This window comes from Oscillospiraceae bacterium (assembly GCA_015065085.1).
Lineage (GTDB): Bacteria > Bacillota > Clostridia > Oscillospirales > SIG627 > SIG627.
On the sequence record SVQW01000003.1, the window covers coordinates 65,885 to 90,405 of the forward strand.

Consider the following 24,521-nt stretch of genomic DNA (forward strand, 5'->3'; position numbering starts at 1 on the left):
ATGTATTTATTTGCAGAGCTTTTCCACTTCGTCAAGCAATGTCGGGATTATTTTGTCGGCATCCAGTTTTCCGATTGTTTCACCCTTTTTGAAGAGTATGGCATCCCCTGCTCCGCCGGCAACACCCACATCGGCTTCACGTGCCTCACCCGGTCCGTTAACCGCACAGCCCATAATAGCAACCTTTATTCTTCTTTGGGGCTTGAAATTCTTTTCAGCGAGCAACCGTCCGAATTCGTCGGCTATTTCAATAAGGTTGATTTTGCATCTTCCGCATGTAGGGCATGACACAAGCTCGATACCGTTCTTTTCAATACCAAGTGCCATGAGAAGCTCTTTGGCGGCACGTATTTCCTCTTTTATATCGGCAGTCAGCGAAACACGAACGGTATCGCCTATTCCGTCGCACAAAAGTGCACCAATGCCCGCGCTGGATTTTATAATCCCGCCGTATGTAGTGCCCGCCTCGGTAACACCTATGTGCAAAGGATAATCGGTATTACTGCTCAAAAGCCGATTTGCCTTTATCATAGTTATAACGTCCGAGCTTTTTACCGATATAACTATGTCGTTAAAATCAAACTGCTCCAGCTTTTTCACATTCAGAAGTGCGCTTTCGTAAAGTGCTTCGGGTGTGGGCTTTTGGTACTTTTCAAGTATGCTTTTTTCAAGTGAGCCGCCGTTTACACCAATACGTATGGGTATATTTCTTTGACGGCAGGCATCGCAAACCGCCTTTATGCGGTCGTCACTGCCTATATTTCCGGGGTTTATCCGTATCTTATCTATGCCTGCATGAGCGGCTTCGACAGCCAGTTTATAATTAAAGTGTATGTCCGCCACCAACGGCATTTTAATTTTTTCTTTGAATTTGGCAATATTTCGCACGCTTTCCATATCAGGCACGGTAAATCGTGCAATATCGCACCCTGCCATTTCAAGCTCGTAAAGCTGAGCCAGTGTTTTATCAAAATCCGCAGTATCGGAATTTGTCATGGACTGAATGGCGACCTTGTTGCCACCACCAATGGTAATATTTCCTATTTTTATCTTTTTTGTCGGCATATTATCCCCCTACATAAAAAGCTTGGTTACATCCTTAAAGGTGACAAAAACCACCAGTGCCATAAGCAGTGCAAAGCCTGCGGCATGAATAAAGCCCTCGGCTTTAGGACTGACAGGTCTGCCTATAACAGCCTCTATCGCCAGAAAAAGTATATGTCCCCCGTCCAGTGCGGGAACAGGCAACGGGTTAAAAACACCCAGATTCATACTGATGACAACAAAGAAGTAAAGAAGTGTTTCCCATCCCATGCTGACCGCTTGTGCCACCATACCAACTGTTCCCACGGGACCCGACATAGCTTCCACACCGGCTTTACCGCTTATAAGCATTGCAAAGGACGTGAAAATCAGTCTTATTGTACCGAAGCATCCGTAAAAGGTCTGCTTTACAATTTGCCCGAAGGTACGCCTTATTCCGTAAAGCTTGAAGTCAAAAACGCCCATCTCGATTCCGTCCTGGACAACGGTGTTGAACACAACATCTTCAAAAACTATTTCCTTTTCACCGCGGATAACGGTTATATCGGTGGGCTGAGAGCCCGAAAGCATTATTTTATCCGTTATATCGCTTGCAATATTGATTTTCTGAGTGCCAATCTGCGTTATTCTGTCGCCCTGCATAACACCGTAATCGGCAAGCACGGAATTTTCCACCGAATATACCACCGTGTCCGGATAGGCGGGCTGAAGACTTACATATATAAACATAGCAACAAAGCCCACAAGAATATTGGTCAGCGCACCTGCGCTAAACACAAACAGCCTTTGAAGCTTCGTTTTATTGTGCAGCGCCCGCGGGTCATTTGCATCACACTCCTCGTCCTCACCCACCATGCTGACAAAACCGCCGACAGGTAAAAGACGAAGTCTGAAAAATGTGCCGCTTTTGGCTTTATGCGACAATACCGTCGGTCCCATACCGACGGCAAATTCATTTATCCCCACACCGCAAAGGCGTGCGGCAACAAAGTGCCCCGCCTCATGCACAATTATCAACAACCCGAAAAACAATACAGCTGCAATGATACTTATAAAAAATCACTCCGTTCTTATGAACACAGTTCAAGTACTTTTTCACGCGCGGCGATGTCTGCCGCTTCAATATCCTCAAGTGTGGGATTGATTATTGGTTTTATACTGTTATACGCCGATATTACAAGGTCAAAAATATCGGTAAAGCTTATCTTCCTGCTTAAAAACTCGCCCACCGCACATTCATTCGCACCGTTAAGTATGCAAGGCGCGGTACCGCCAACCGAAATGGCATTTCGTGCCGTCTTTATAAGTGAGAATGTGTCCTCGTCCGGCGGTGAAAATGTAAGCGTAAGTCCGCTTTTGAAATCCAGCGGACGGCAAAGACTTTCGGTACGGTACGGATAAGTCAGCGCAAACTGTATACAGTGCTTCATATTTGGGTTACCCATCTGACCCAGCACCGAGCCGTCGCAGAATTCTACCATTGAATGAACAATACTCTGACGGTGTACGGTTATTTCTATTTTCTCCTGAGGTACACCGAACAGCCGCACCGCTTCAATAAGCTCCAGACCTTTATTCATAAGTGTAGCGGAATCGATTGTTATTTTTTGTCCCATACTCCATGTGGGATGATTAAGTGCCTGTTCAAGCGTCACCTTTTCAAGCTCTTTTCTGGTCCTGCCGTAAAAAGGTCCGCCGGAAGCAGTGATTATCAGCCTTTTTATGCTTTCATAGCGGTTGAATCCGCCCGAAAGGCACTGAAATATGGCAGAATGCTCGCTGTCTACGGGCAGAAATTCCACTCCCTTTTCCTTTGCGCGGGAAAGAATTATTTCACCTGCACAAACAAGGGGCTCCTTATTTGCCATAGCAATATTTTTTCCACTGTCAATAGCGTGAAGTGTGGGACGTATTCCGCATTTTCCCATAAGGGAATTCAAAAGTATGTCCGCTTTTGATTCATAGGCAGTTTCACATATTCCGTCAAAACCGCTCAGCACGCGCACATTAGTGTCGCTCACCCTCACCTTGAGATCAGCGGCACTTTTTTCGTCACCCACAGCACAATAAGCCGGAGAGTATTTTCTTATCTGTTCTTCCAGCATTTTAATGTTCGAATTGGCACACACCGCCGAAACCTCAAATCCGCATTCGTCCGCCACTTCGAGAGCCTGAGTTCCTATTGAACCCGTTGAGCCAAGTAAAGCTATCGTCTTTTTTTCCATTATTTTTCCTTTGCTATTGTATGCCATGTTAAAGATTAAAATACCTTATCTGAAAAAATAAAACATATCAGGTCTGGATGAAATTATCATTAATAAAAGCGCCACCGCCAAAATGCTGTCAAATCTGTCAAGTATTCCGCCGTGTCCGGGAAGAAGATTTCCGAAATCCTTTACTCCGTAAGCGCGCTTAAGCTTGGACATAACAAGATCGCCCGCCTGGGATACAATGCTGAGAACCACACCCGATACCGCAAGAAATACAAAGTTGACCTCTGTGTCCGAAAAGCTTTTTATAAGAAAACCGTACAGCAAAAATGACAGTGTACAGAAAACGACACCGCCCACAGCGCCCTCTACTGTTTTTTTAGGGCTGACATCGGGTATAAGCTTATGCTTACCCAAAAATCTTCCGCAGAAATATGCTGCCGTATCGGTAACCCATGCACCGATAAATACAAGCCATATCACAAAAGCTCCCTGTTCCATTCGGCGTATGAGCAAAAGGCTGGTGAAAGAGCTTACAGCGTATACGCAAAATGCAGAAAACGCCGTCAGCTTGCCAACATCGTATTTTCCCTTTGCCATTACCGATACAAGCATCATAAGGAATATCATAAGCATGGAAATATTGTATATGTACTTATATGAGACTGCCGTGTACAGCGGGAGCGCAACTGCATAAATATAGGCAGGCAGGCATACAGCAAATTCTTTTTTCATACCCCATACGCCCAAAAGCTCATAAACCGCTATAACACAAACGACTGCCAGCGCTGCATTAAAAGCATATGTGCCGGAAAAGCACATCACCGGCAAAAACACCGCCAGCCCTGCGGCAGCAGTGAGTATTCTTGTAAGCATATCGCATCCGAACCTTTCAGAGGATTATCAGATATTAAGCCTTATCAGCTTTTATACCGCCGAAGCGACGGTTTACATTACGGTAGTAGTCCAGTGCCTTGTCAAGCTCTTTTTCGCCAAAATCAGGCCAGAGTACGTCGGTGAAATAAAACTCGGAATAGGCACTTTGCCACAACATAAAATTGGAAAGGCGCATTTCTCCGCCCGTGCGTACAATAAGCTCGGGATCGGGTCCGTGAGAGGTGTACATACATCTTGACATACTTTCCTCCGTTATCTCCTCGCCCCTTTCGGCAAGCATACGCGCCGCACGCACTATTTCTGCACGTCCGCCGTAGTTAATGGCTATGTTCATTTTATTGGGACAATGCTCATGCTTCTTTTCGACATCCGCCATAAGCTTTTGCATTTCCTCGCTGAACACGCTTCTGTCGCCTATAAAAGTGATAGCCATATCTTTGGCACGCTTTACATCAAGGCTTTCGTGCATGTTCTCGACAAACAGCTTCATAAGTCCCTCTACCTCCTCCTGAGGACGCTTCCAGTTCTCAGTGGAGAAAGCATAGACGGTTATCATTTCTATGTTACGGTTGATGCAGAACTCGCATATTTTTTTGAATGCGGCTCCGCCTGCGGCATGTCCGGCAAGACGGGGAAGACCGCGTCTTTTTGCCCATCTTCCGTTGCCGTCCATAATAAAGCCGATATGACGGGGCATTTTAAGCCCCGTAATATTCTGCTCTTTTTTCTTAAAAAGTGTAAATGCCATGAATTAAAGCTCCATGATTTCTTTGTTATTTCCGATGGTGGTATGCGTTAATACATCAATCTTCAATACCAAGCATTGTCTTGATTGTCGGTAAAATCACACCCGCCATTCTGTAAAAGCCAAGATCGTTGGGATGAATTCTGTCAATCGTGCACAATTCACGGTCTTCTTTTCCGAAGAACGTTTCACCGTCAATAAAATACACGTTTTTATCGCCTGCTTTTACAGCATTGTCGTATGTTTCTTTGATTACTGCTCTTCGTTCTGCGCCATCCTCCGAGTAATCAAAATCGGGTTTCGTAAGCATCAGTATGGGAAGATTGGGATTCGCCTCTCTGATTCGTTTAAAGAACGGCTCATGAGTGTTGCGAAGGTCTTCAACATCAGGCGAATTATAGTCATAATCCAAGATGAAAATGCTCATATCAATCGTATTTATATAATCCGCCATTTCAAGTTCGCCTCTTGCGCTTCCCGAAAAGCCGAAATTATAATAATCAAGATCCAGCCAGCGCGATATAATCGCGTTGTATCCGTTTGTTATGTTACAGCAGCATCCGCCCTCTGTTATGGACGAACCGTAATACAGAGCCTTGCCGTATTTATACGGAGTGGGCGCTTCAACACAAGCATCGTCCGGCACAATAATTTCAATGTTTTCAACTACCTCATTGCGCAGAACCCATATTGTAACATCTTCCATATTACTGCTCTTTTTTACCGTCTTTTCAAAAACCTTTGTGTTATAATCCGGAGGATTAAGCAATGCGGCAAAAACAGAATTCTGCCTGTCTCCGACCATAACACTGCAAGCCTGGCAAGCATATATACTCATTCCCACATCCGGGTTTAATGTTTCCAGATGTACTCTTACGGTAAATTCCTCTGCGTCTGTTCTGAAGCAAACGCGTGCACCGGGACATCTTCTTCCATAATGTACTAAATTACCCAATTTTGCACGCAATTCTTCGGGCACTCTCTCAAGCTTTTTCTTTTCCTCGAAAAAAGGCACTCCAAATACCTTTATGGGCTCTTCATAGCAAGTGTAGGTTTTCATATGTCATATCTCCTTGAAAAAATAATAATACTGTCATTAGATATTAAGTTTTATCGGCTTTATTCAGCCGAAACGGCAATTGAGATTGGGTAATGCTCCGGTGCTTTGTCACGCTCTTTTTCGTCGAATTAAAGCTCCATGATTTCTTTGTTCTTTTTAGCGCAAGCCTCATCAATGTTCTTTACGTACTTATCGGTAAGGTCCTGAATTTCCTTTTCGCCCTGCTTCTGCTCGTCCTCGGTCATTTCGTTCTTTTTCTTCATATCCTTCATTTTGTCATTGGCATCGCGACGGATATTTCTGAGGGCAACCTTAGCATCCTCGCCAAGCTTAGCAACCTGTTTGGTAATTTCCTTTCTGCGCTCCTCGGTAAGCTGAGGGAACACAAGACGCAGGCACTTGCCGTCGTTCTGGGGAGTGATACCCAGGTCGGAGGCGATTATAGCCTTTTCAATAGTCTTGAGTGTGCTTGCTTCCCAGGGCTGTATAAGAATTGTTCTGGGCTCGGGCACCTTCACTTCGGCTATTGTATTAATCTGAGAGGGAGCGCCGTAGTAATCCACGGTAATCTTATCAAGTACCGCAGGGTTTGCACGTCCTGCACGAATGGTACTGAATTCATTTTCGAGAGCCTGAACGGATTTCTGCATTTTTGCTTCGTATTCTTTAGCATTGATTTTCATAGTGGTTTTACCTTTCTTAACTATATAATATAATTTTATTAATTTACTCTGCCTTTATGAATGTGCCGATGTTTTCACCGCACAATGCACGCATTATATTGTCGGGATCATTGAGTCCGAACGCAAATATCTCAACCTTGTTATCCTTGGCAAAAGCTGCCGCGGTATAGTCAAGAGCCTTAAGACCCTTTTCCAGAATTTCGCTGCATGATACGCTTTCATACTTAACCGCGTCGGGATTGGTAACAGGGTCCTTATCATATATTCCGTCAACATTCTTGGCGAACAGCACCATGTCGGCGCCTATTTCCGCCGCACGAACCACAGCGGTGGTATCTGTGGAAAAATAAGGAGTTCCCAAACCAAAACCGAATATCACAACTGTTCCCTGCTCAAGAAGTTCTACCGCTCTGAAACGGTTAAAATCCTCTGCGGCGCGGTCTATTGTCTGGGCGGTCATAACCTTTGCATTCACGCCGTTCTGTATCAGAACATCCTGAATTCCGATGGAATTTATGGTAGTAGCAAGCATCCCCATATAATCGGCACGCACACGGTCAAAATTGGGATTCTTGGCACCGCGCCATATATTACCGCCGCCTACAACAACTGCCACCTGAACACCGCTGTCCACCGCCTGCTTTATCTTTTTGCAGACAATGTCCAGAAAGTCAAAATCAATAATGCCGTCCTTTTTTGTCCCCTTGGCATCAAAGCCCTGCATCAGTGCCTCGCCGGAGAGCTTAATAAGGACTCTTTTATAAACCGGTTTCATAATCACATATCCTTTCGATTATATATTTCTACACATAATATATTTTACAACAAATTTGTCATTTTGTAAATAGGTATTTGTAATAATTATGAAAATTAATATTTAAAGTGCGCGGATTGTTTACATTATTTATGTTGAATGAAATGTATTTTTTTGTTATAATAAAAATTATGAATTTATAGGCGATTTTCGTGAGAATGAATATTTTCCATTAGTTGCAAATAGATGTAGCTGTTCCTGTGGTGTCTGGTGTCGGTGAGGGCATAAGAGCTATCGGTATTGCTGCGGAAGTTGCTGATACCGTTCATGATACTTCAAAAGCTGTTAAAGCCGTAGAAAATGTTTCTGATAATGCAGAAGTAGGTTTTGAAACAACACAAGAATTTTTACAGAATGCCGCAAATAGTGTAAAATCACCGGTGACCGGACATGTATCCGGCACAAAACAGCATTCTGCCTTTAAGAGCGTAGTTGATTCTGCAAAAAATGACCGTTTGAAAACAGAGATTTCTTTCAAAGACGGCGAAGTAGTTCCATATGGTAGAAAAGGAAGTGTCCGTATTGATGTTCTCGAATGTGATGAAAGCGGTAAAATAATTGCAGCATATGACTTAAAAACAGGTAGTGCAAAGCTGAACCAAAAACAAATAGATGCTATACGGAAGAATACCGGAATATTTGATTTACCTGTTTTTGAAATTAAACCACAGTGAGGTAACAAAATGACAAACTATAAAACTATAATTAAAAAACACTTTTCCGAATTTACCAATTCATATGGATTTGTTAACCAAAAAGGCTTGTTTTGGTATTCCATGCATGATGGCTTTTATAAAGCCATAGGATTTGAAGGTAAACCCCACAAATATGAACCTCATTATTTTGTCCAACCGCTTTTTGTTGGTGTTCGTGATTATATTATTTTGGAATACGGTAATTATATACCGGCACTATGGGATAAAGATAAAAGAGACGGCCGAAGTTTACTGCTGTTTAGAGAATACGAAGAAGAACAGTTCGTAAACAATCTTGAAGCGGTAAAGGATTACATGGCAGATAAAGTTCTGCCAACATTAGAAAAAATAACGGATGTCAATGCATTGATCGACATATTGAACGGAAGATTTTTCTGTTGTTCTGAGTTCAACAGAATGAGGTTAAGGGCTTATTCTACGTTGTATTCAGGAAAATACGAAGAGGCGTATCATTTATTCAAAGAATACCTCGAAGTTGAAAAAGGAAGCGGATGGATTTTAGAATCACGTATTTCAGAGCCGGAACTTTTGCTTGAATTAATCGAACGCAATCCCGAAGAAGCCCATTCGATACTGAAAGACAACATCACTAAAACCATAGCAGCGCTGAAACTGAAGGTGTAAATTTGACAAATGGGGACGTACATTTCCCGTCATCTTTTTGACGGTTTCGGTTCGCGCTGTCGAGGCTTCCCCTCCGAGGGCGCATTATGCCTTTTGATGCGGTATATTTTGGACAGTAAGGAGAAACTGCAATGAAAAAAAACGTATATATATTCCAATTATTATAGTTATATTCATTTTTTCGATTATTATTATTGAAATGATGAACCCTTTACGTAAATCAGCGGAAAAATTAACAGAAGATATATTGACGCTCACTCCAATGGGAACAAGTGTGGAAGATGTTATTGACGTAATCAAATCCCATAAAAAATGGGAATGGGATGGATGTATAGCTCCTTACGGCATTCGCAGGAGCATATATATTATAAAACTTGACTCTTCCCAATCAATCGAGGTTAAGCTTGGTTCATATAGAAATCCTTTTCCCTTTGTGACTGGTGTATTTGCAGAGTGGGGATTTGATGAAAATTCAAAACTCACAGACATTTGGGTATATAAGGAAGAATATTTAATATGAGAGCCATGACATTTGGGAACATCGGGTTATCTGAGGACACTTGGGGACGTACATTTTCAGTCATCTTTTTGACGGTTTCGGTTCGCGCTGTCGAGGCTTCCCCTCCGACGCTACGCTAGGGGCACATTACACTTTGCGTAACGTCGCTGTCACGGAGTGACTGATGAGGTGTAATAGCCTTCTCCAGCGGAGAAGGGGGACCACAGGTTCAGAATAAAAAATTTAAGGAGAATTTTATGAAAAGCATTATCAACACAATAAATGACATCAAAAACGGAGTGTATGACGAGCATTTTGCCATATTATACACTTCCGAAAAAGTCAGTGCCGCCAGAGAAAGATTTCTCGGGGCAATTGACGAATTTGCCTCGCTTTACGGACAGGACAGAGAGATTTCCATGTTTTCCGTATCCGGAAGAAGCGAAATTTCCGGCAACCACACCGACCACAATCACGGACGCGTCATTGCTGCCTCTGTCAGTCTTGATATTATCGCCATTGCCGCAAAATCCGACAGCAACATCGTGCGTATAAAGAGTGAGGGGTTCAATCAGGACGTCGTTGATATTTCCGAGCTTGATCCGGACAAAATACGTAAATTTAATTCCGGCGCCATCATAGCGGGTGTATGCCGCGGATTCCTTAACGAGGGATTTTCTATCGGAGGATACGATGCTTATACCACCTCCAATGTGCTTAAGGGCTCCGGTATATCCTCCTCTGCCGCATTTGAAGATATGGTCGGCACAATTCTCAACCATTTTTACAATGACGGGAAGGTTGATTTTATCACTCTGTCAAAAATCTCCCAGTATGCCGAAAACGTATTCTTCGGAAAACCATGCGGTCTTATGGACCAGATTGCGTGTGCCGCAGGCGGTTTTGTTACAATAGACTTTGAAGATACAAAAAATCCCGTGGTAAAGCGTCTTGATTTTGACCTTTCTGCCGCAGGATACAGTCTCTGCATTGTAAATACAGGCGGAAATCACGCCAACCTCAATGACGATTACGCTTCTATACCCGCCGAAATGAAAAGTGTTGCAGCGGCATTCGGAAAAGATGTTTTGCGCGGACTTACAACAGAGGATATTTTCTCAAAAGCCGCACAGCTTCGCGAAACCGTCGGTGACCGTGCCATTATGCGTGCGGTGCATTTCATAAACGAAAACAACCGTGTTGCCGCGCAGGTGGAATGTCTCGAAAGAGGCGACCTTGACGGATTCTTTGAGGGAGTAAAAGCATCCGGACTCTCTTCCTTCTGCTATCTCCAGAATATTTTTACCACAAAGAATGTTTCCGAGCAGGGACTTTCGCTTGCACTTTGTCTGTGCGAAAAGCTGCTGAGCGGCAAAAAAGCCGCATGGCGTGTTCACGGAGGCGGCTTTGCCGGCACTGTACAGGCATTCGTTCCGAATGAGTACGTAGCTCAGTTCAAAGAAGCTCAGGAAAAAGTGTTTGGAGAAGGCGCCTGCCATGTATTGCTGGTGCGTCCGGAGGGAGCCTGCAAAATTTGAAAAAACAGACCAAACTGCTTCTGCTCGTCGGATGGTTCATTCTTGCCGCGGCAATGTATTTTGCGGCTGTAAGATTTGAATTTGAGCCAATTATGCCCATATACATGCTTATGAGCCTTGCTTTCGGCATAGCCTTCTTTTTGGTCAACGGTGGAATACGCTCCACAGTAAAGACAAATGGCAAGCAAATCGGCATTAAGCTTTCCAAAAAGCAAAAATCACGCATGCGGTACAAAAATGACAGCTTAGAGGTTCCTGACAAGGACGAGGTGCCCCGCGCTAATATTTTCAGGCTTTCTCCCGAAAAGCAACGTTTTTTCGCCGAGCTGTTTTTAATATTGTTTCTCGCACCTACCGCTATTCTGGTTATAGATTATGTACTTATCGTATTTATCCCATCTTATATTTGAGTGAATTATGATTTTTAAAACACTTTTTTCCGGTTCGGGCGGAAATTGTACCTACCTTAAAGTCGGAAACACCGAAATTTTGATTGATGCAGGCGGTTCCACAAAACGTATCGAGTGCGCCCTGCGTGAACTGGACACATCTCTTGCCAATATATCCGCAATATACATAACTCATGAGCACAGCGATCATGTAAGCTCACTGCCCGTTCTGCTTCGCGCTCACGGTATACCCGTGTACATCACTCCCGAATCCGCACGCTGTATGTGCACCGACAGTACGCGTGAGCTTTTCAGAGAATACTTTTATACCATCGACCCGGGCAAAGTGTACGAAACAGGCGATATTGCGCTTATTCCGTTTTGTACACCCCATGACTCAGTTATGAGCGTTGGATATCGCATATGCGCCGGGGACAAAGAATGTCTGGGATATGCCACCGACACCGGACATGTTACCGACACCATGAGAAAATTTCTTTCGGGATGTAAGCGCGTGGTTGTAGAGTCCAACCATGACGTTGATATGCTCAAAAACGGTCCTTACCCTCCATATCTGAAAAAACGAATACTCGCCGATACGGGGCATCTTTCCAACGAGTGCTGTGCGAACTTCCTGTGCGATCTGGTGGACAGCGGCTGTGAAAGCATTATGCTTGCGCATCTTTCAAAGGAAAACAACACTCCCTCCGCTGCATACAACACCGCAAAAAACGCTCTTGAACAGCACGGGGTAAAAATCGGAAAGGATGTAAATCTTGCCGTAGCGGCAGAAAAGTGTATATGTGACATATGCTGAACATAAACATAATACATACCGGTTCCTTCAAGGAAAAATACCTCAGAGAAGCCTCAGCCGAGTACGAAAAACGCATTTCTCAGTATTGCCGTCTTAAAGACATTGAGCTTAAAGAGGCCTTTCTCAGCGACAATCCTTCGGAATCCGAAATAAAAGCGGCTCTTGCCTGTGAGGAAAAAAAGATACTGGAAAACATCCGTCCCGGCTCATATTCCATAGCTCTTTGTGTGGAGGGTGTCCAGATAACCTCTCCGCAGCTTGCCGAAAAATTCAATTCCGTGGCATGCTCGGGCTATTCCACAATTAATTTTATAATCGGCAGTTCTTACGGACTCAGTGACAATGTAAAATCACTTTGCGATTTCAAGCTGTCGTTTTCCAAAATGACATTTCCCCATCAACTTATGCGCATAATTCTTGAAGAACAAATATACCGCGCTTTCAACATTTCAAACAACGGAAAATATCACAAATAGAGGTAACCATGGCAAACAACACTTTTAACAAAAAAATATTTTCAATTCTTCTCGAGCTTTCAAAGGGCGATGACCGAAGCTGGCGTCAGTTTGCCGCCGACTGCGATATAAGCTACGTGCAGATGCGCAAGCTGGCTCTCATGCAACAGGAAAATCCGCCTCGCACAAAGCTTATAAAGAAAATAGCACAAAACTCCGCAAACGATATAACCTTTGAGGACCTTCTTTTCACCGTGGGACTTAATTTCGAGGACGACCGCAAAAAGCTCCCCGTTTCATCAAACACAATGAAGCAGGGCGAGCTTTTCTACGAAAAATATCTCTCCCTTTCCATGGGACAAAAAAAGATGCTCAACGATTTTATTGACTTTTTATCAGGAAGAAATTAAATTCACAGACTCTGAAAGGAGAAAAAACATGTTATGGCTCAGTAAACTTTTAAACGTTCCCGAATTCGGATTTATGATGCAGGCAGAGGGCGGAAATATAGCCGTTCTTATAATCGGACATATTCTTTGTATTGCAGTGGCTTACCTGCTGGGAAGTCTTAACTTCGCGGTTATCATATCCAAGTATAAATTCAATGATGACATCAGAAAATACGGAAGCGGTAATGCCGGTATGACAAACATGCTGCGTACATACGGAAAAACTGCCGCCCTCATGACTTTCCTGGGCGATGCATTCAAGGCATTTTTGTCCGTGTTTATCGGCATGCTTCTCCTTGGCGAAAGCGGTACATATCTTGCCGGACTTGGCGTTATCGTAGGTCACGTATACCCTGCATACTACGGATTTAAAGGCGGAAAAGGCGTTGTCACTGCAATTATTACCGTGCTTTTCATTCAGCCTGTTATTGCGCTTATGGTAATTGCCATTTTTGCGCTTGTGGTATTATGCACACGCTATATGTCACTCGGCTCCATACTCGGCGCGGCGTTTTACCCTCTTCTTGTTTACACCTTTGTTCCGGGCGCCGGTCTCAAGGTAATATATGCCTTTATTATTGCCGTATTCATTATATGGCTCCACAGAGCGAACATCATGCGTCTCAAAGACGGCACCGAAAGCAAAATCAAAATAGGCTCGAAAGGTAAAAAGTAATGAACAAAGCCGTTGTAAAAAGCTGTAAAAGCTATGACATTGAAGAAATAACCGCTTGCCTGGAAGCAATTATTGACAATTTCGGCGGGCTTGACAAGCTCTTTGAAAAAGGAAACAAGGTTGTGATAAAGCCTAACCTTGTTATGAAAAAGCCTCCCGAAAGTGCTGCTGTAACCCACCCTGCCGTAATAGAAGCGCTTATCAATATTTTAAAGAGAAAAACAAACGATATTACCATAGCTGAATGTCCCGGCGGTCCTTACACCAAAGAACGCATGAGTGCTGTGTTCAGAACAGCGGGATACACCGATGTTGCACAACGCACAGGCGTTAATCTTTGCACAGAAATGAGTCAAGTGCAGGTTCCCTGTCCCGAAGGAAAGGTAACCAAGAATTTCACTGTGCTTAAGGAATTCCGCGATGCCGACATTCTCATAAACGTTTCAAAGCTTAAATCGCACGGTCTGACAGTCATGACAGGAACCGCAAAGAATCTTTACGGTCTCATTCCGGGTCTTGAAAAAGCCCAGACCCACGCAAGGTTTCCCGGTGTAGATGAGTTTTCTGATTTTATTTGCGACCTTAACACCGCATTCAAACCCGACCTTTCAATACTGGATGCCGTAATGTGCATGGAGGGCAATGGTCCTACCGGCGGAGATGCGCGCTTTGTCGGTTACATAATCGGCTCGGATCACACCTACGCCGCAGACCTTGCAGGCGCAAAAATAATAGGCTTTGACCCTGACGAGGTTCCCATGTTCCGCCGTGCCGTGCTTCACGGTCTTTGCGAAAAAGAGCCTGAAATAATCGGCGACAGCTTCACCCCACTTACCGACTTTAAACGTCCCGACCATCAATCCGGCGGAATAATCGGAATGCTTACCAACTCCTCAAACAAGTTTATACGCAATATAGTACGCTCGCGTCCCGTAATAAACAAGAAAAAATGTGTAGGATGCGGAGAATGTGTTCAGTGCTGTCCTCAAAAAACAATCTCAATAGTTAACAAAAAGGCTCACATAAATTCCGCGAACTGCATCTATTGCTACTGCTGTCAGGAGCTGTGCCCCAAAAAAGCGGTGGACATCAAAAAATTCTTTTTACTTAATTTCCTGAAATAACGGAGAGAAAAATGAACATCACTCGCGTAAGGCTTAACGCCGCGGCAAAAATCAATCTCACACTGGATATAACAGGCGTACGAGAAGACGGTTATCATACTCTGGAGAGCATAATGCAGACCATTTCAATGTATGACACTGTGGACATAAAAGCCACCGACACCGGAAATATTGATCTTCATGTCAATGTGCCGTTCATACCAACCGACAACCGTAATACCTGCCACAAAGCCGTCACAATGTACTTTGATGCCTGCGGTAAGAACATCCCCGGTGTAGAAATACGCATCGACAAAACCATACCATCCTCCGCGGGGATGGGCGGAGGAAGCGCGGATGCCGCCGCCGTTCTGAGAGGGCTTGAGTATATATATGGAAAATGTCCAGTTGATATTTACGAAATAGCCGCAAAAATCGGTGCGGATGTTCCCTTCTGCCTGGCGGGCGGAACACGAATGTGTCGCGGAATAGGTGAAATAATGACCCCTGTTCAGGTGCATAAATCGCTGTTCTCAAAGCTTCACATTGTAGCGGCAAAAAACGCACGTGGACTTTCCACACCGTACATGTTCTCCCAGTTTGATAAATCCCCCGCACAAACCATAAAACGCCCTGATAACGAAAAAATGCTTTGGGCTCTCAAAAGCGGAAATGTGAAAGAGACAGCAGACAATCTGTGTAATGTATTTCAGGATATCGCCATTCCGGAACGCCCGGACATAGCTACACTAATCGGCAACATAAAAGAATGCGGTGCACTCAATGCCGTTATGACAGGCTCAGGTGCTGCAGTATTCGGGGTATTTGATAATTTTTCCGCTGCCATGAGGTGTATAGGAAAGCTGCGCCGAGAAAATGTTTTTGCCGAATACGCAAAATTCATAAAACCCACACGATGAGTGTTAAAGTGGAATATAGTAATTTTGACATTTAACATCTCGATAAATTCATTTTTTGCGAAATTGACTCCAAAATCATGTCATAATTGAATTTTTGAAGGCATAAAAATCACACAATTTTGTTTATCGGTTTCGATTTTAACATTTTTGTGTGATTTTTAACATTTTAATTGATATTTTTTTAACAAAGCTATGCTATACTATATGTGTTGAAAAAAACTTACGAAAGGCTGATATTATGTTATACATTATTGACGATGCAGACATTGAAAAAATACGGGAATGTGTTGAGTTTTATCCCGTAGACGGAGTTACAACCAATCCCACCATTATTTCAAAGCAAAAGGCAGACTTTCCCTCTCTGATACGCTCACTGCGCAAGCTTATAGGCAATGATCGCATGCTTCACATACAGACCACCGCCGAAAAAGCAGAAGATATAATTCGTGAAGCGCATGCCCTGCAGGATTATGTAGGAGGAGATTTCTATATAAAAATCCCCATTTCTCCCGAGGGTCTCAAAGCCACAATGCATCTGAGCAAAGAAGGAATAAAAGTTACCGCCACCGCAATTTTCACCCAACAGCAAGCGCTTATTGCCGCAAAAGCAGGCGCATCCTTCGTAGCTCCTTACGTCAACCGACTTGATAACATCGTATCCGACGGCGTGCATGTTGTCGAAGAAGTGGTCAATCTTTTCAAGCTCCACAATATCAGCGCCAAAGTTTTGGCGGCAAGCTTCAAAACTGTTGAACAGATACACAAAATAGCCATGACCGGGTGCCAGTCCATAACCATAAATCCCGAGCTTTACGAGAAACTTATATACCATCCGCTTACTCTTTATGCAGTGGACGATTTCGAAAAGGATTGGGAAACGGTATACGGAAAAAACTCTATCATGGATCTTATCGGTCGCTGAGAAAATCTATATATTTTCTTTCATCAGACGAAGCGACAATTGGTTTCTTATTTTCACTCATGCCGAGAAACATATTTTTTCCGAGCGACATCAGCCCATATCTCAATGCATCGGGCGCATGAGTAATTTCATGCGGTGTTACTGCCGCATCCTCCACAGCGTTTTTATCAAAAGTAAGACGCGGGAGAGTCCTTATAATATTGGGGCAAGAGGCGAAAAATCCTATAACGGGTTTTTCGCCTTTTTTTGCCGCAAGATATTCACGTACAAGCCGCCAGCCTTCAATTCGGTTATTATTGGCGGCAACAAGCCCTCTGAGACCGCAGGATGCCATTATATCAAAGCCGCTTTTACCGCTTTCCTGCCGTCTTCCGCCAAGGTCGGGGGATGCGGCAATGTACCTGAGCCTTTCATCTTTTGTCATACTCTTTATTTCCTGCGCCGCCTGTGTGAGTAGCATAGACGGGCGATACAATTCACGGTAAATCACTATTCTGTGCATATCTGCGGGATAGGCAAACCAAAGGCAGGCACACATGTCCAGTCCGTAGTCCATTGCCGCAAATCTGTGCCAATCCTGCGGTATTTCAAAAGGCTGTATCACATGTTCTTCGCGTGAAAACTCCGTAAAATACTGTCCCTCAAATGCATCCCAATCGCCATACAGCATCGCCTTTTTACGCAGCTCCGGAAGACTTTCCAGATTCTTTATGTATTCCGGGTTCTTAGTTATCAGATAACGGTTATCATACACGGTTGACGGAATAAAAACATAGTCATTTCCATCCTCACCGTTACGATAGTCTCGGTCGATAAATAGCCTTTTAACCCAACCATGTCCTACCCCGCCCGGATTGCAGGTGAAGTACATACGCGGAGTAAAATCCTCTTTCAGATTTCCGGAAAGACGGTTTGACTCGGTAAGTGCCATATATTGAAACTCGCTGAACTGGGTCGCCTCCTCCATTCCTATCACCTCATATGCCTGACCCTGATACTGTAAAACATCTCCCTCGCCCTGGCAATAACCCAGCTTTATTCTGCTGGAATTTTTAAAGATGAATTCCTTGGTGCTCTCCTTAAAGGTTGCTATGCCTTTAAGATCGCGTCGCAAGGGCATTATGTGGTTTTCACGAAGCTCAGGAAAAGTTCTTCGTAAAAGCAAAATCTGAATACCGCTGTAACGCAATGCAAGAAGAACCACCTTGGTGCGCATCGCCCAGCTTTTTCCACCACCGCGCGCACCGCCGTAGGCAATTCTTCGTGCTTTGGCGGAGAAAAAATCCTTTTGCTTGTCATAAGGGGAAATACCCCTGAGATATTTTTTTAGTCCTGCCATATTCTCCTTTCTTCTATTCTGCCCACTTGTTATACTCCTCGGGCAGTTCTTCATCCTCCACCGGAATATCCTCTCCCGCCCAGCGCTTGAAATTCACTGCAAGATACAGTTTTATTCCGGCAGTATTCGCATCCTTGAAAAACAGCCTTTCCTCAGCATATTCCTCAATCCGCATAACAGCACATTTCACATCATGCAAAACAGCCTTATTTTTCGTAAAAGCCGTCAGCTTCTCTCTTTCGTCCAGTCCCAGTGCAAGTGCCAGACCACTCACGGTCGGAGGATTTATAATTTCGGTTATAACATTGCCGTTTTCGTCCGTAACGGGATTTCTGTTCCTGTCAAGAACGGGTCCGTAACGGCTGTCAAAATAATTTTTTATCCTTCTCTGTACCTCTGTTCTTTTCATAATACCACCTTTCTTTTGATGTATTTTAACACACAAACAGCATGACATACAATGACAAAACAGAAAAAGAAGCCACAAAAAGTGGCTTCTTTTGTAAGAAAATTATACTTATTAAAGCGTAATCATTCCAAGAACAGAAAGAATATATGCAATCACAAACACTGCTGTAAGTGCAAGCGCTATCCAAAGAATTGCCGAGATACCCTTGGTACTGCGTCCTGTTTCTTTTTTCACAGCAAAGTACTGCATAAGTATCGATGCACTGATAAGCACAAGTCCGATAATATCAGTAAGCAGTGTAGGCTCGATAAGAGTAAGTCCTGCGGCAACAAGAATTATTCTCTGCCACCACTTAAGGCCCGTAAACATATAGCCTTCCATACCTGCGGAAAGTGCAAATATACCCGAAAGAGATGTAATGATTATCTGCACAAGCTGAAGCGGCGCAACAGCAAATGCCAACGCACCCGTAGCAGAAGGATCAACTATCAGCATTGCAGGGCTGTACGCGAATATATAAGGAATAATAAATGCTGTTATAGCAAGACGTGTTGCAGTAACACCCGTTTTAAGAGGATTACTCTTGGCAATTGCAGAGCCGGCGTATGCCGCCAGTGCAACCGGAGGAGTAATATCCGCAACTATACCGAAATAGAATACGAACATATGCGCCGCCAGAAGCGGAAGACCCATTTCAGTAAGAATGGGTGCCGTAATTGTTGCCATGATAAGGTAGTTCGCTGTGGTAGGGACGCCCATACCAAGCACAATACATGTAAGCATCGTAAGGAACAGCGCGATAAACAGATTGTTCTGTGCAATGGGAACAATAACGTTGATAAGCGTAGAACCGAGACTTGTAAGTGTAACAACCCCCGCCACTATACCTGCAAGCCCGCATGCGAGGCATACACCCATAGTGTTACGCATACCCGTTTCCAGAGCTTCAAGGGATACCTTACCGGATTCTTTGGTGCTCTTGCCGACAAGTGAAAGGATTATGTAGCAAAGACCTGCAATCAGCGCAACGTCCTCCAACTTATATCCCATTGCAAATGTTCCGACAGCAAACAGCGCTACCGGCACCAGCATGAGAATAAGGTCAACTACTGCAGATATAGTGCTTTCGCCTTTTATCAGCGTAGAAACAAGCTTTACAACATCTGTTATAAGCATTATCGCCATGGTGGTTACGATAGCCATACAAGCAGACATAGCGGGAGTTTTACCTGCAGACATAAGCGCAACAAGCACGATGATAGGAAGGAACAGATATCCTTTTTTTACAATAAGCTTGAAAAAGTTGGGTATGCTGTCCTTTGGCAGACCCTTAAGACCCAGCTTTTTAGCTTCAAAGTGTATCATCACAAAGATACCCGTGAAGTAAAGCACTGCAGGGAGAATGGCCGCGATAGCAATAGCTACATACGAAACACCGGTTATTTCTGACATAAGGAATGCCGCCGCACCCATAATTGGGGGCATTATCTGACCGCCGGTGGACGCTGCCGCTTCAACAGCTGCCGCAAATTCCGATTTATAACCGACGCTCTTCATAACAGGGATGGTGACACTTCCGCTTCCCACCGTATTTGCAACCGAGCTTCCGGAGTACATACCTTCAAGAGCTGAGGAAATAACCGCAACCTTAGCGGGTCCACCAGATGCCCATCCGGCAACCGAGTTTGCAAGGTCAACGAAGAAAGTACCTATTCCCGTCTTTTCCAAAAACGCACCCAAAATAATAAAGAACACTATAAATGTGGAGCACACGTTAAGCGGTGTGCCGGGAATGCCGTTTGTGGTATAGAAAAGATTGTAAAGTATGGAATTTAAAGATTTACCATAGTAAAAAGCATATGCAATAAATCCGCCTGCAACAAAAAGAATAGGCAGACCCACCGCTCTGCGGCATAATTCAAACAGAAAAATTATACCCACCAAAGCCATTATTTTATCCATCTGATTGATGGCAACGGCGCGGTTTGTAATCTCACGGAAATTAATTGCATAGTAGAAGAAGGGAGCACTTCCCACTACTGCAAAAATCATATCATACCAAGGGATAAAATTATGCTTCTTGGTTTGCTTTTTATAAAGCGGATAAATAAGGAAACCCAAAAACATGATTATGCCCAGGAACGAAGACATTCTCACCTGCTCGGGAAGGGTTATAAATCTTGTGCCGAATGTAAACAGCACAAAAGCAAGAAATAACGCCCTGATAATCGTATTCGGTATACCGTGGAACTGACGGACGTTGGATTCTCGGTCAAACTCTGCCATCAATTCATCGGCAGTTTTGACGTTTTCCGTAACATTGATATTTTCTGACAACGTGCATCCTCCTTTGAAAATCACTGTTCAAGTTCAAAAGCAACATGTGCGTTTTTACCGCACAATTCTGTTAAACTTATAGATTCCCCCTCAATATAAAGCACATGATCCGACACCGTTCCGACAATATATTTGACCTTGTCAAACACGATGTCAAACCCGGACACTACCATATTGCCCTTGCTGTCATATTCAAGCTTCTGCCCTTTTTCAATTTCGGTCTGAACGCCGGCGCCGAAAGCAGAATAGACCGTTCTGTCCGCGACTATCTGTCCGCCGCGTATTACAAAAACGTCTCTAACAGGACTTTTATTAACGGAATGTATAAATTCAACAGCAAACTCCAATCCTTCACGGGCTTCAAAAGTTTTGTACACCATACCGGTCTCGGAGTTCCTGACAACCAGTTTTTCTCCCGAAAAAAAGGTCATAAACATACAAAATGCCGCAGCCGTAACCGCAAGCGCAATTACGGCTGCAACAAATCTCTTATTCATTTAAGAATTATTCGGCGATAATTCCGGCTTCCTTGAAGTACTTAAGAGCACCTGCATGGAAAGGAACTACCTCGGGAATACCCTGAACCGCCTTAGCTGCATCCAGCTCAGCACCCTTTACGTGTGCAGCGGCAATGGCATCCTTGTTTTCAAACATAGCCTTGGTGATAGCGTAAACGGTATCCTCAGAAAGGTCGTTGTCAACAATGTAGGTAGCCATAACAGCAACAGTCTTAACATCCTCGGTCATGCCTGCATAGGTACCTGCGGGAACAACCTGCTGAGTGTAGAAGCCGTACTGTGCAGAAAGCTCTGCAAACTTGTCATCATCAACGGGAACAACGGTGATTTCGTTGCTCATAGCAAGGTCGGTGATAGCGGTGGTAGGAATACCTGCAACGCAGAAGAAAGCGTCAATCTTTTCGTCCTTGAGAGCGTCAGCAGAAGGACCGAAGCCAAGGTTCTGCTTTTCGATGTCCTTGTCCATGTCAATTCCGTATGCAGCAAGAATCTGCTTTGCATTGAACTCAACGCCGCTGCCTGCATCACCAACGGAAACTCTCTTGCCCTTGAGGTCAGCAACAGAAGCGATACCGCTGGACTTGGAAGCAATAATCTGACAAAGCTCAGGGTAAAGGGTAGCAACTGCGGAGAAATCCTGAGTCTGAGCGCCTGCGAACAGGTCGGTACCGGTGTAAGCGTAGTACATAACGTCGTTCTGAACTACTGCCATGTCTGCTTCTTCAACCTGGATAAGCTGAATGTTAGCCTTGGAAGCGCCGGTAGACTGTACATCAAAGGTGATGCCGGTCTTGTCCTGCAGAATCTGACCCATTGCCATACCGTATGCATAGTATGTACCGGTGTTACCGCCGGTAGCAAGAACGATCTTGTCAGCCAGTGCGGGAGTGTTTGCGTCATCCTGAACATTTGCGTCGTTTTCAACGTCTGCGGGCTGGTTTGTGCACGCAACAAGTGCAAAAGAGCAAATCATAAGAAGTGCGAGCACAGAAACTAAAAGCTTTTTCATTTTTGGTCTCCTTAAAAAAAATATTTTGATTTGTATAATCGTAGATATTATAATACAAAATGAAAAAAAAGTCAATAGTTTACAGCTATTTTTTCATAAAAATGAATTTTTCGTCATACAAACTTGCAAAAATATACATTTTGTATATTTTTTTACTCAAAATGAAAACATCGCCGAATAAATCACACAATTTTAATTGGGCATTTCACAAATATTTATAGATTTTTACGTATTTTGTGTTGAAAAAAATCGTAATATGAGTTAAAATATTGTCACACCAAAAAAAATTACGGAGACACTTCATCATGAAATATATAAAATTTTCACTGTTCGCGGTAATCAATCTGATACTGCTGTGCAGTGCGGCATTTGCCGGAAACATAATAAATGAAGGGCTTTTCCTTTCGCACGACGGCGTTTTATACTACTCGGAACAGGATGACGGCGGCAAGCTTTATGCTCAAAAGGACGGCTACAACGTAAAAATCAGCGACCTCAACGCAAAATATATAAATGTACACCAAAACGAAATCTATTTCTGTTCCACCGATGACACAGGCGAATATGCCGCGATTTCAAAGTACAATATCGATACAGGCAAAGTTGTCACTATACATGCCGTCGAGATGGTAAAGGGCATAAAAAATCTGTACATACAGGACGGTACGGCGTATTTCCAGTCTGAAGGCAAAATATTCACCTTTTCAATTGAACAGAGAAAAATAGAACCCGCTCTGGAGGACGGAGAAATTGTCAACTTTATTCCCCTCCCAAACGGCTTTATATATACAAAAATTTCCGACAAAAAAACACCGCTTTATTATAACAACGGTAAAAAATCTCTGAGAATAGCCCCAGACGTGTCGTCATTCGACTACAACGACGGAACTGTATACTATACCGACGATTCCGACGGTGCACTGATTTCCTACACACTTTCAAGTAAAAACGAAAAGCTCCTCGCCGACAACGCAAAGCTCTCAAATCTCATTTTCCATAACGGTACCATCTACGGAAAAGGCGATGACGATTATACAATTTACAGCTACAACATAAAAAAGAAAGCCTTCGATTCGCAAAATCACGGAATTTTTTCATTTTTTAATATAGTTGACGGCGAAATAAAAAGCGTATACTATTCGGGCGCACTGCTTTCTCAAACGCTTATCGAGGGATACAGCCCTGTTTCGCTCACCTCATATCTGCCCGACACGGGGACATACAAAAGCTGGAAGCAGTACGATTCCCGCTGGGCAAATATCAAATTTCCAAACGGTGAAACCGTAAAGGGCGTAGGCTGTCTGGTAACCAGCATTGCAATACTGATTGTAGGCTCGGGAATACGTGATGAGGCACATTTCAATCCCGGTACATTTGTGGAATCGCTCAAAAACAACAACGGCTTCAGCGGTGCTTCTCTCTACTGGTCAGCCGTTGAGCGAGTGGTTCCCGAATTCAAAGTGTATTCATCCTGGACCTCGCTTTACGGAACAAAAAAAGAAAAGGCAGATGCTATTGCCTCTCACCTTAATGCAGGACGCAAGGTAGTTATACGCGCAGTATCCAACCAGCACTGGGTAGCTGCCGACAAGGTGGAAAACGGCAAGGTATACATTTGCGACCCGGGCAGAAATGTCACAGACCTTTTCAGCTACTATGACGCTGAGGACGTCACACGTATCGCTGTTTTTCATCCCATTTCCTCCGAAGCGGTAAAATACGAAAGCGGCGTTTATTCCATAACATCGGATGACGGATTGAGACTGCGTTCGGGTCCGGGACTTAATTATGACCGCCTTGACCTTATTCCCTTTGAAACAGTTGTTAAAATAAAGGATGTCGGCGACGGCTGGGGATATACCACCTATAAAGGCACAGAAGGATGGGTATTCATGGAATACACCAAATATATCAGTCCCCTCACCTACACCGTAGCCTATGATGCCAACGGAGGCATAAATCCGCCCGCCCCACAGGAAAAAACTCATGACACGGCAATTAAACTGCAAATCGGTCAGCCGCAGCGCGACGGATATATATTTATCGGTTGGTCAGCCGACCCAAAAGCCACTCTCTCCTCTTATTCTCCCGGCGGGCTTTATGATGCGGATGCGGATATAACTCTTTATGCCGTGTGGCAAAAAAGCTCGGTAAGCATCATTTACGGCGACGTGGACGGCAACGGGGTCTTTAATGTAAATGACATAATCTACACATCTCTTCACCTTAAAGATCCTCAAAAACATCCTATGTCGTACACCATGTCAAGCGCGGCAGATATAAATAAGGACACCAAGGTGGATTCAATGGATATCGAACTGATGCGTATAAAGCTTGCAATGGAGTGA

26 protein-coding genes are annotated in these 24,521 nt (G+C 43.9%); 13 read left to right on the forward strand and 13 right to left on the reverse strand.

Annotated elements, in window-relative coordinates; genetic code table 11:
- Window positions 1-6 precede the first annotated feature (6 nt).
- The 8 genes from ispG to pyrH all read right to left on the reverse strand — a co-directional run bounded on the left by ispG (window position 7) and on the right by pyrH (window position 7,417).
- Window positions 7-1,065: a flavodoxin-dependent (E)-4-hydroxy-3-methylbut-2-enyl-diphosphate synthase gene (gene ispG, locus E7588_03990; protein ID MBE6688425.1), complete on the reverse strand. Its 1,059-nt coding sequence runs from the start codon at window positions 1,063-1,065 to the stop codon at window positions 7-9.
- Between the two features lie 9 nt (window positions 1,066-1,074).
- Window positions 1,075-2,097 (reverse strand): RIP metalloprotease RseP, encoded by a 1,023-nt coding sequence (locus tag E7588_03995; protein ID MBE6688426.1) that lies wholly within the window; start codon window positions 2,095-2,097, stop codon window positions 1,075-1,077.
- Between the two features lie 17 nt (window positions 2,098-2,114).
- Window positions 2,115-3,269 (reverse strand): 1-deoxy-D-xylulose-5-phosphate reductoisomerase, encoded by a 1,155-nt coding sequence (locus E7588_04000; protein ID MBE6688427.1) that lies wholly within the window; start codon window positions 3,267-3,269, stop codon window positions 2,115-2,117.
- Window positions 3,270-3,314: 45 nt separating this feature from the next.
- Window positions 3,315-4,130 carry a hypothetical protein gene (locus E7588_04005; protein MBE6688428.1) on the reverse strand — a complete coding sequence of 272 codons (816 nt, stop codon included), beginning with the start codon at window positions 4,128-4,130 and terminating at the stop codon, window positions 3,315-3,317.
- A gap of 34 nt (window positions 4,131-4,164) precedes the next feature.
- Window positions 4,165-4,899, reverse strand: a complete 735-nt coding sequence (gene uppS, locus E7588_04010; protein ID MBE6688429.1) for a di-trans,poly-cis-decaprenylcistransferase — start codon at window positions 4,897-4,899, stop codon at window positions 4,165-4,167.
- A gap of 55 nt (window positions 4,900-4,954) precedes the next feature.
- The gene (locus E7588_04015) at window positions 4,955-5,956 is read right to left on the reverse strand and encodes a hypothetical protein (GenBank protein MBE6688430.1); all 1,002 of its coding nucleotides are present in this window, start codon (window positions 5,954-5,956) and stop codon (window positions 4,955-4,957) included.
- A 128-nt stretch (window positions 5,957-6,084) separates the two neighbouring features.
- A complete protein-coding gene (locus tag E7588_04020; GenBank protein MBE6688431.1) occupies window positions 6,085-6,639 on the reverse strand; it encodes a ribosome recycling factor in 555 nt (184 codons plus the stop codon).
- A 43-nt stretch (window positions 6,640-6,682) separates the two neighbouring features.
- Complete coding sequence (gene pyrH, locus E7588_04025) at window positions 6,683-7,417, reverse strand: UMP kinase (protein MBE6688432.1); 735 nt, start codon at window positions 7,415-7,417, stop codon at window positions 6,683-6,685.
- A 212-nt stretch (window positions 7,418-7,629) separates the two neighbouring features.
- Here pyrH and E7588_04030 point away from each other — a divergent pair, with 212 nt between their 5' ends.
- The 12 genes from E7588_04030 to E7588_04085 all read left to right on the forward strand — a co-directional run bounded on the left by E7588_04030 (window position 7,630) and on the right by E7588_04085 (window position 16,561).
- Complete coding sequence (locus tag E7588_04030) at window positions 7,630-8,127, forward strand: hypothetical protein (protein ID MBE6688433.1); 498 nt, start codon at window positions 7,630-7,632, stop codon at window positions 8,125-8,127.
- A 9-nt stretch (window positions 8,128-8,136) separates the two neighbouring features.
- Entirely contained in the window at window positions 8,137-8,793 is a 657-nt protein-coding gene (locus E7588_04035; protein MBE6688434.1) for a hypothetical protein, read from the forward strand.
- Window positions 8,794-9,067: 274 nt separating this feature from the next.
- Window positions 9,068-9,313: a hypothetical protein gene (locus E7588_04040; GenBank protein ID MBE6688435.1), complete on the forward strand. Its 246-nt coding sequence runs from the start codon at window positions 9,068-9,070 to the stop codon at window positions 9,311-9,313.
- Between the two features lie 236 nt (window positions 9,314-9,549).
- The gene (locus E7588_04045) at window positions 9,550-10,830 is read left to right on the forward strand and encodes a galactokinase (GenBank protein ID MBE6688436.1); all 1,281 of its coding nucleotides are present in this window, start codon (window positions 9,550-9,552) and stop codon (window positions 10,828-10,830) included.
- On the forward strand, window positions 10,827-11,240 hold the full coding sequence (locus E7588_04050; GenBank protein ID MBE6688437.1) for a hypothetical protein: 414 nt from the start codon (window positions 10,827-10,829) through the stop codon (window positions 11,238-11,240). Before E7588_04045 ends, E7588_04050 begins: the two co-directional genes overlap by 4 nt.
- A 7-nt stretch (window positions 11,241-11,247) precedes the next feature.
- Window positions 11,248-12,036, forward strand: a complete 789-nt coding sequence (locus E7588_04055) for an MBL fold metallo-hydrolase (protein MBE6688438.1) — start codon at window positions 11,248-11,250, stop codon at window positions 12,034-12,036.
- The gene (gene rlmH / locus E7588_04060; GenBank protein ID MBE6688439.1) at window positions 12,030-12,512 is read left to right on the forward strand and encodes a 23S rRNA (pseudouridine(1915)-N(3))-methyltransferase RlmH; all 483 of its coding nucleotides are present in this window, start codon (window positions 12,030-12,032) and stop codon (window positions 12,510-12,512) included. Before E7588_04055 ends, rlmH begins: the two co-directional genes overlap by 7 nt.
- Window positions 12,513-12,520: 8 nt before the next feature.
- The gene (locus tag E7588_04065; GenBank protein ID MBE6688440.1) at window positions 12,521-12,901 is read left to right on the forward strand and encodes a hypothetical protein; all 381 of its coding nucleotides are present in this window, start codon (window positions 12,521-12,523) and stop codon (window positions 12,899-12,901) included.
- A 76-nt stretch (window positions 12,902-12,977) separates the two neighbouring features.
- Window positions 12,978-13,616, forward strand: a complete 639-nt coding sequence (gene plsY, locus E7588_04070; protein MBE6688441.1) for a glycerol-3-phosphate 1-O-acyltransferase PlsY — start codon at window positions 12,978-12,980, stop codon at window positions 13,614-13,616.
- Window positions 13,616-14,740, forward strand: a complete 1,125-nt coding sequence (locus E7588_04075) for a DUF362 domain-containing protein (GenBank protein MBE6688442.1) — start codon at window positions 13,616-13,618, stop codon at window positions 14,738-14,740. The genes plsY and E7588_04075 overlap by 1 nt, the downstream gene beginning before the upstream one ends.
- Before the next feature lie 11 nt (window positions 14,741-14,751).
- A complete protein-coding gene (gene ispE / locus E7588_04080) occupies window positions 14,752-15,639 on the forward strand; it encodes a 4-(cytidine 5'-diphospho)-2-C-methyl-D-erythritol kinase (GenBank protein MBE6688443.1) in 888 nt (295 codons plus the stop codon).
- 238 nt (window positions 15,640-15,877) lie between these two features.
- Complete coding sequence (locus E7588_04085) at window positions 15,878-16,561, forward strand: fructose-6-phosphate aldolase (GenBank protein ID MBE6688444.1); 684 nt, start codon at window positions 15,878-15,880, stop codon at window positions 16,559-16,561.
- Here the strand turns inward: E7588_04085 and E7588_04090 are convergent.
- From E7588_04090 to E7588_04110, 5 genes are all read right to left on the reverse strand, one after another.
- Window positions 16,548-17,954, reverse strand: a complete 1,407-nt coding sequence (locus E7588_04090; protein MBE6688445.1) for a hypothetical protein — start codon at window positions 17,952-17,954, stop codon at window positions 16,548-16,550. The genes E7588_04085 and E7588_04090 overlap by 14 nt on opposite strands.
- Window positions 17,914-18,387 (reverse strand): hypothetical protein, encoded by a 474-nt coding sequence (locus E7588_04095; protein MBE6688446.1) that lies wholly within the window; start codon window positions 18,385-18,387, stop codon window positions 17,914-17,916. The genes E7588_04090 and E7588_04095 overlap by 41 nt, the downstream gene beginning before the upstream one ends.
- A gap of 33 nt (window positions 18,388-18,420) precedes the next feature.
- Window positions 18,421-20,595: a TRAP transporter fused permease subunit gene (locus tag E7588_04100; GenBank protein MBE6688447.1), complete on the reverse strand. Its 2,175-nt coding sequence runs from the start codon at window positions 20,593-20,595 to the stop codon at window positions 18,421-18,423.
- A gap of 71 nt (window positions 20,596-20,666) precedes the next feature.
- Entirely contained in the window at window positions 20,667-21,143 is a 477-nt protein-coding gene (locus tag E7588_04105) for a DUF1850 domain-containing protein (protein MBE6688448.1), read from the reverse strand.
- 7 nt (window positions 21,144-21,150) lie between these two features.
- A complete protein-coding gene (locus E7588_04110) occupies window positions 21,151-22,173 on the reverse strand; it encodes a TAXI family TRAP transporter solute-binding subunit (GenBank protein MBE6688449.1) in 1,023 nt (340 codons plus the stop codon).
- Window positions 22,174-22,478: 305 nt separating this feature from the next.
- Between E7588_04110 and E7588_04115 the strand changes: the two genes are divergently transcribed.
- The gene (locus tag E7588_04115) at window positions 22,479-24,521 is read left to right on the forward strand and encodes a DUF5050 domain-containing protein (protein ID MBE6688450.1); all 2,043 of its coding nucleotides are present in this window, start codon (window positions 22,479-22,481) and stop codon (window positions 24,519-24,521) included.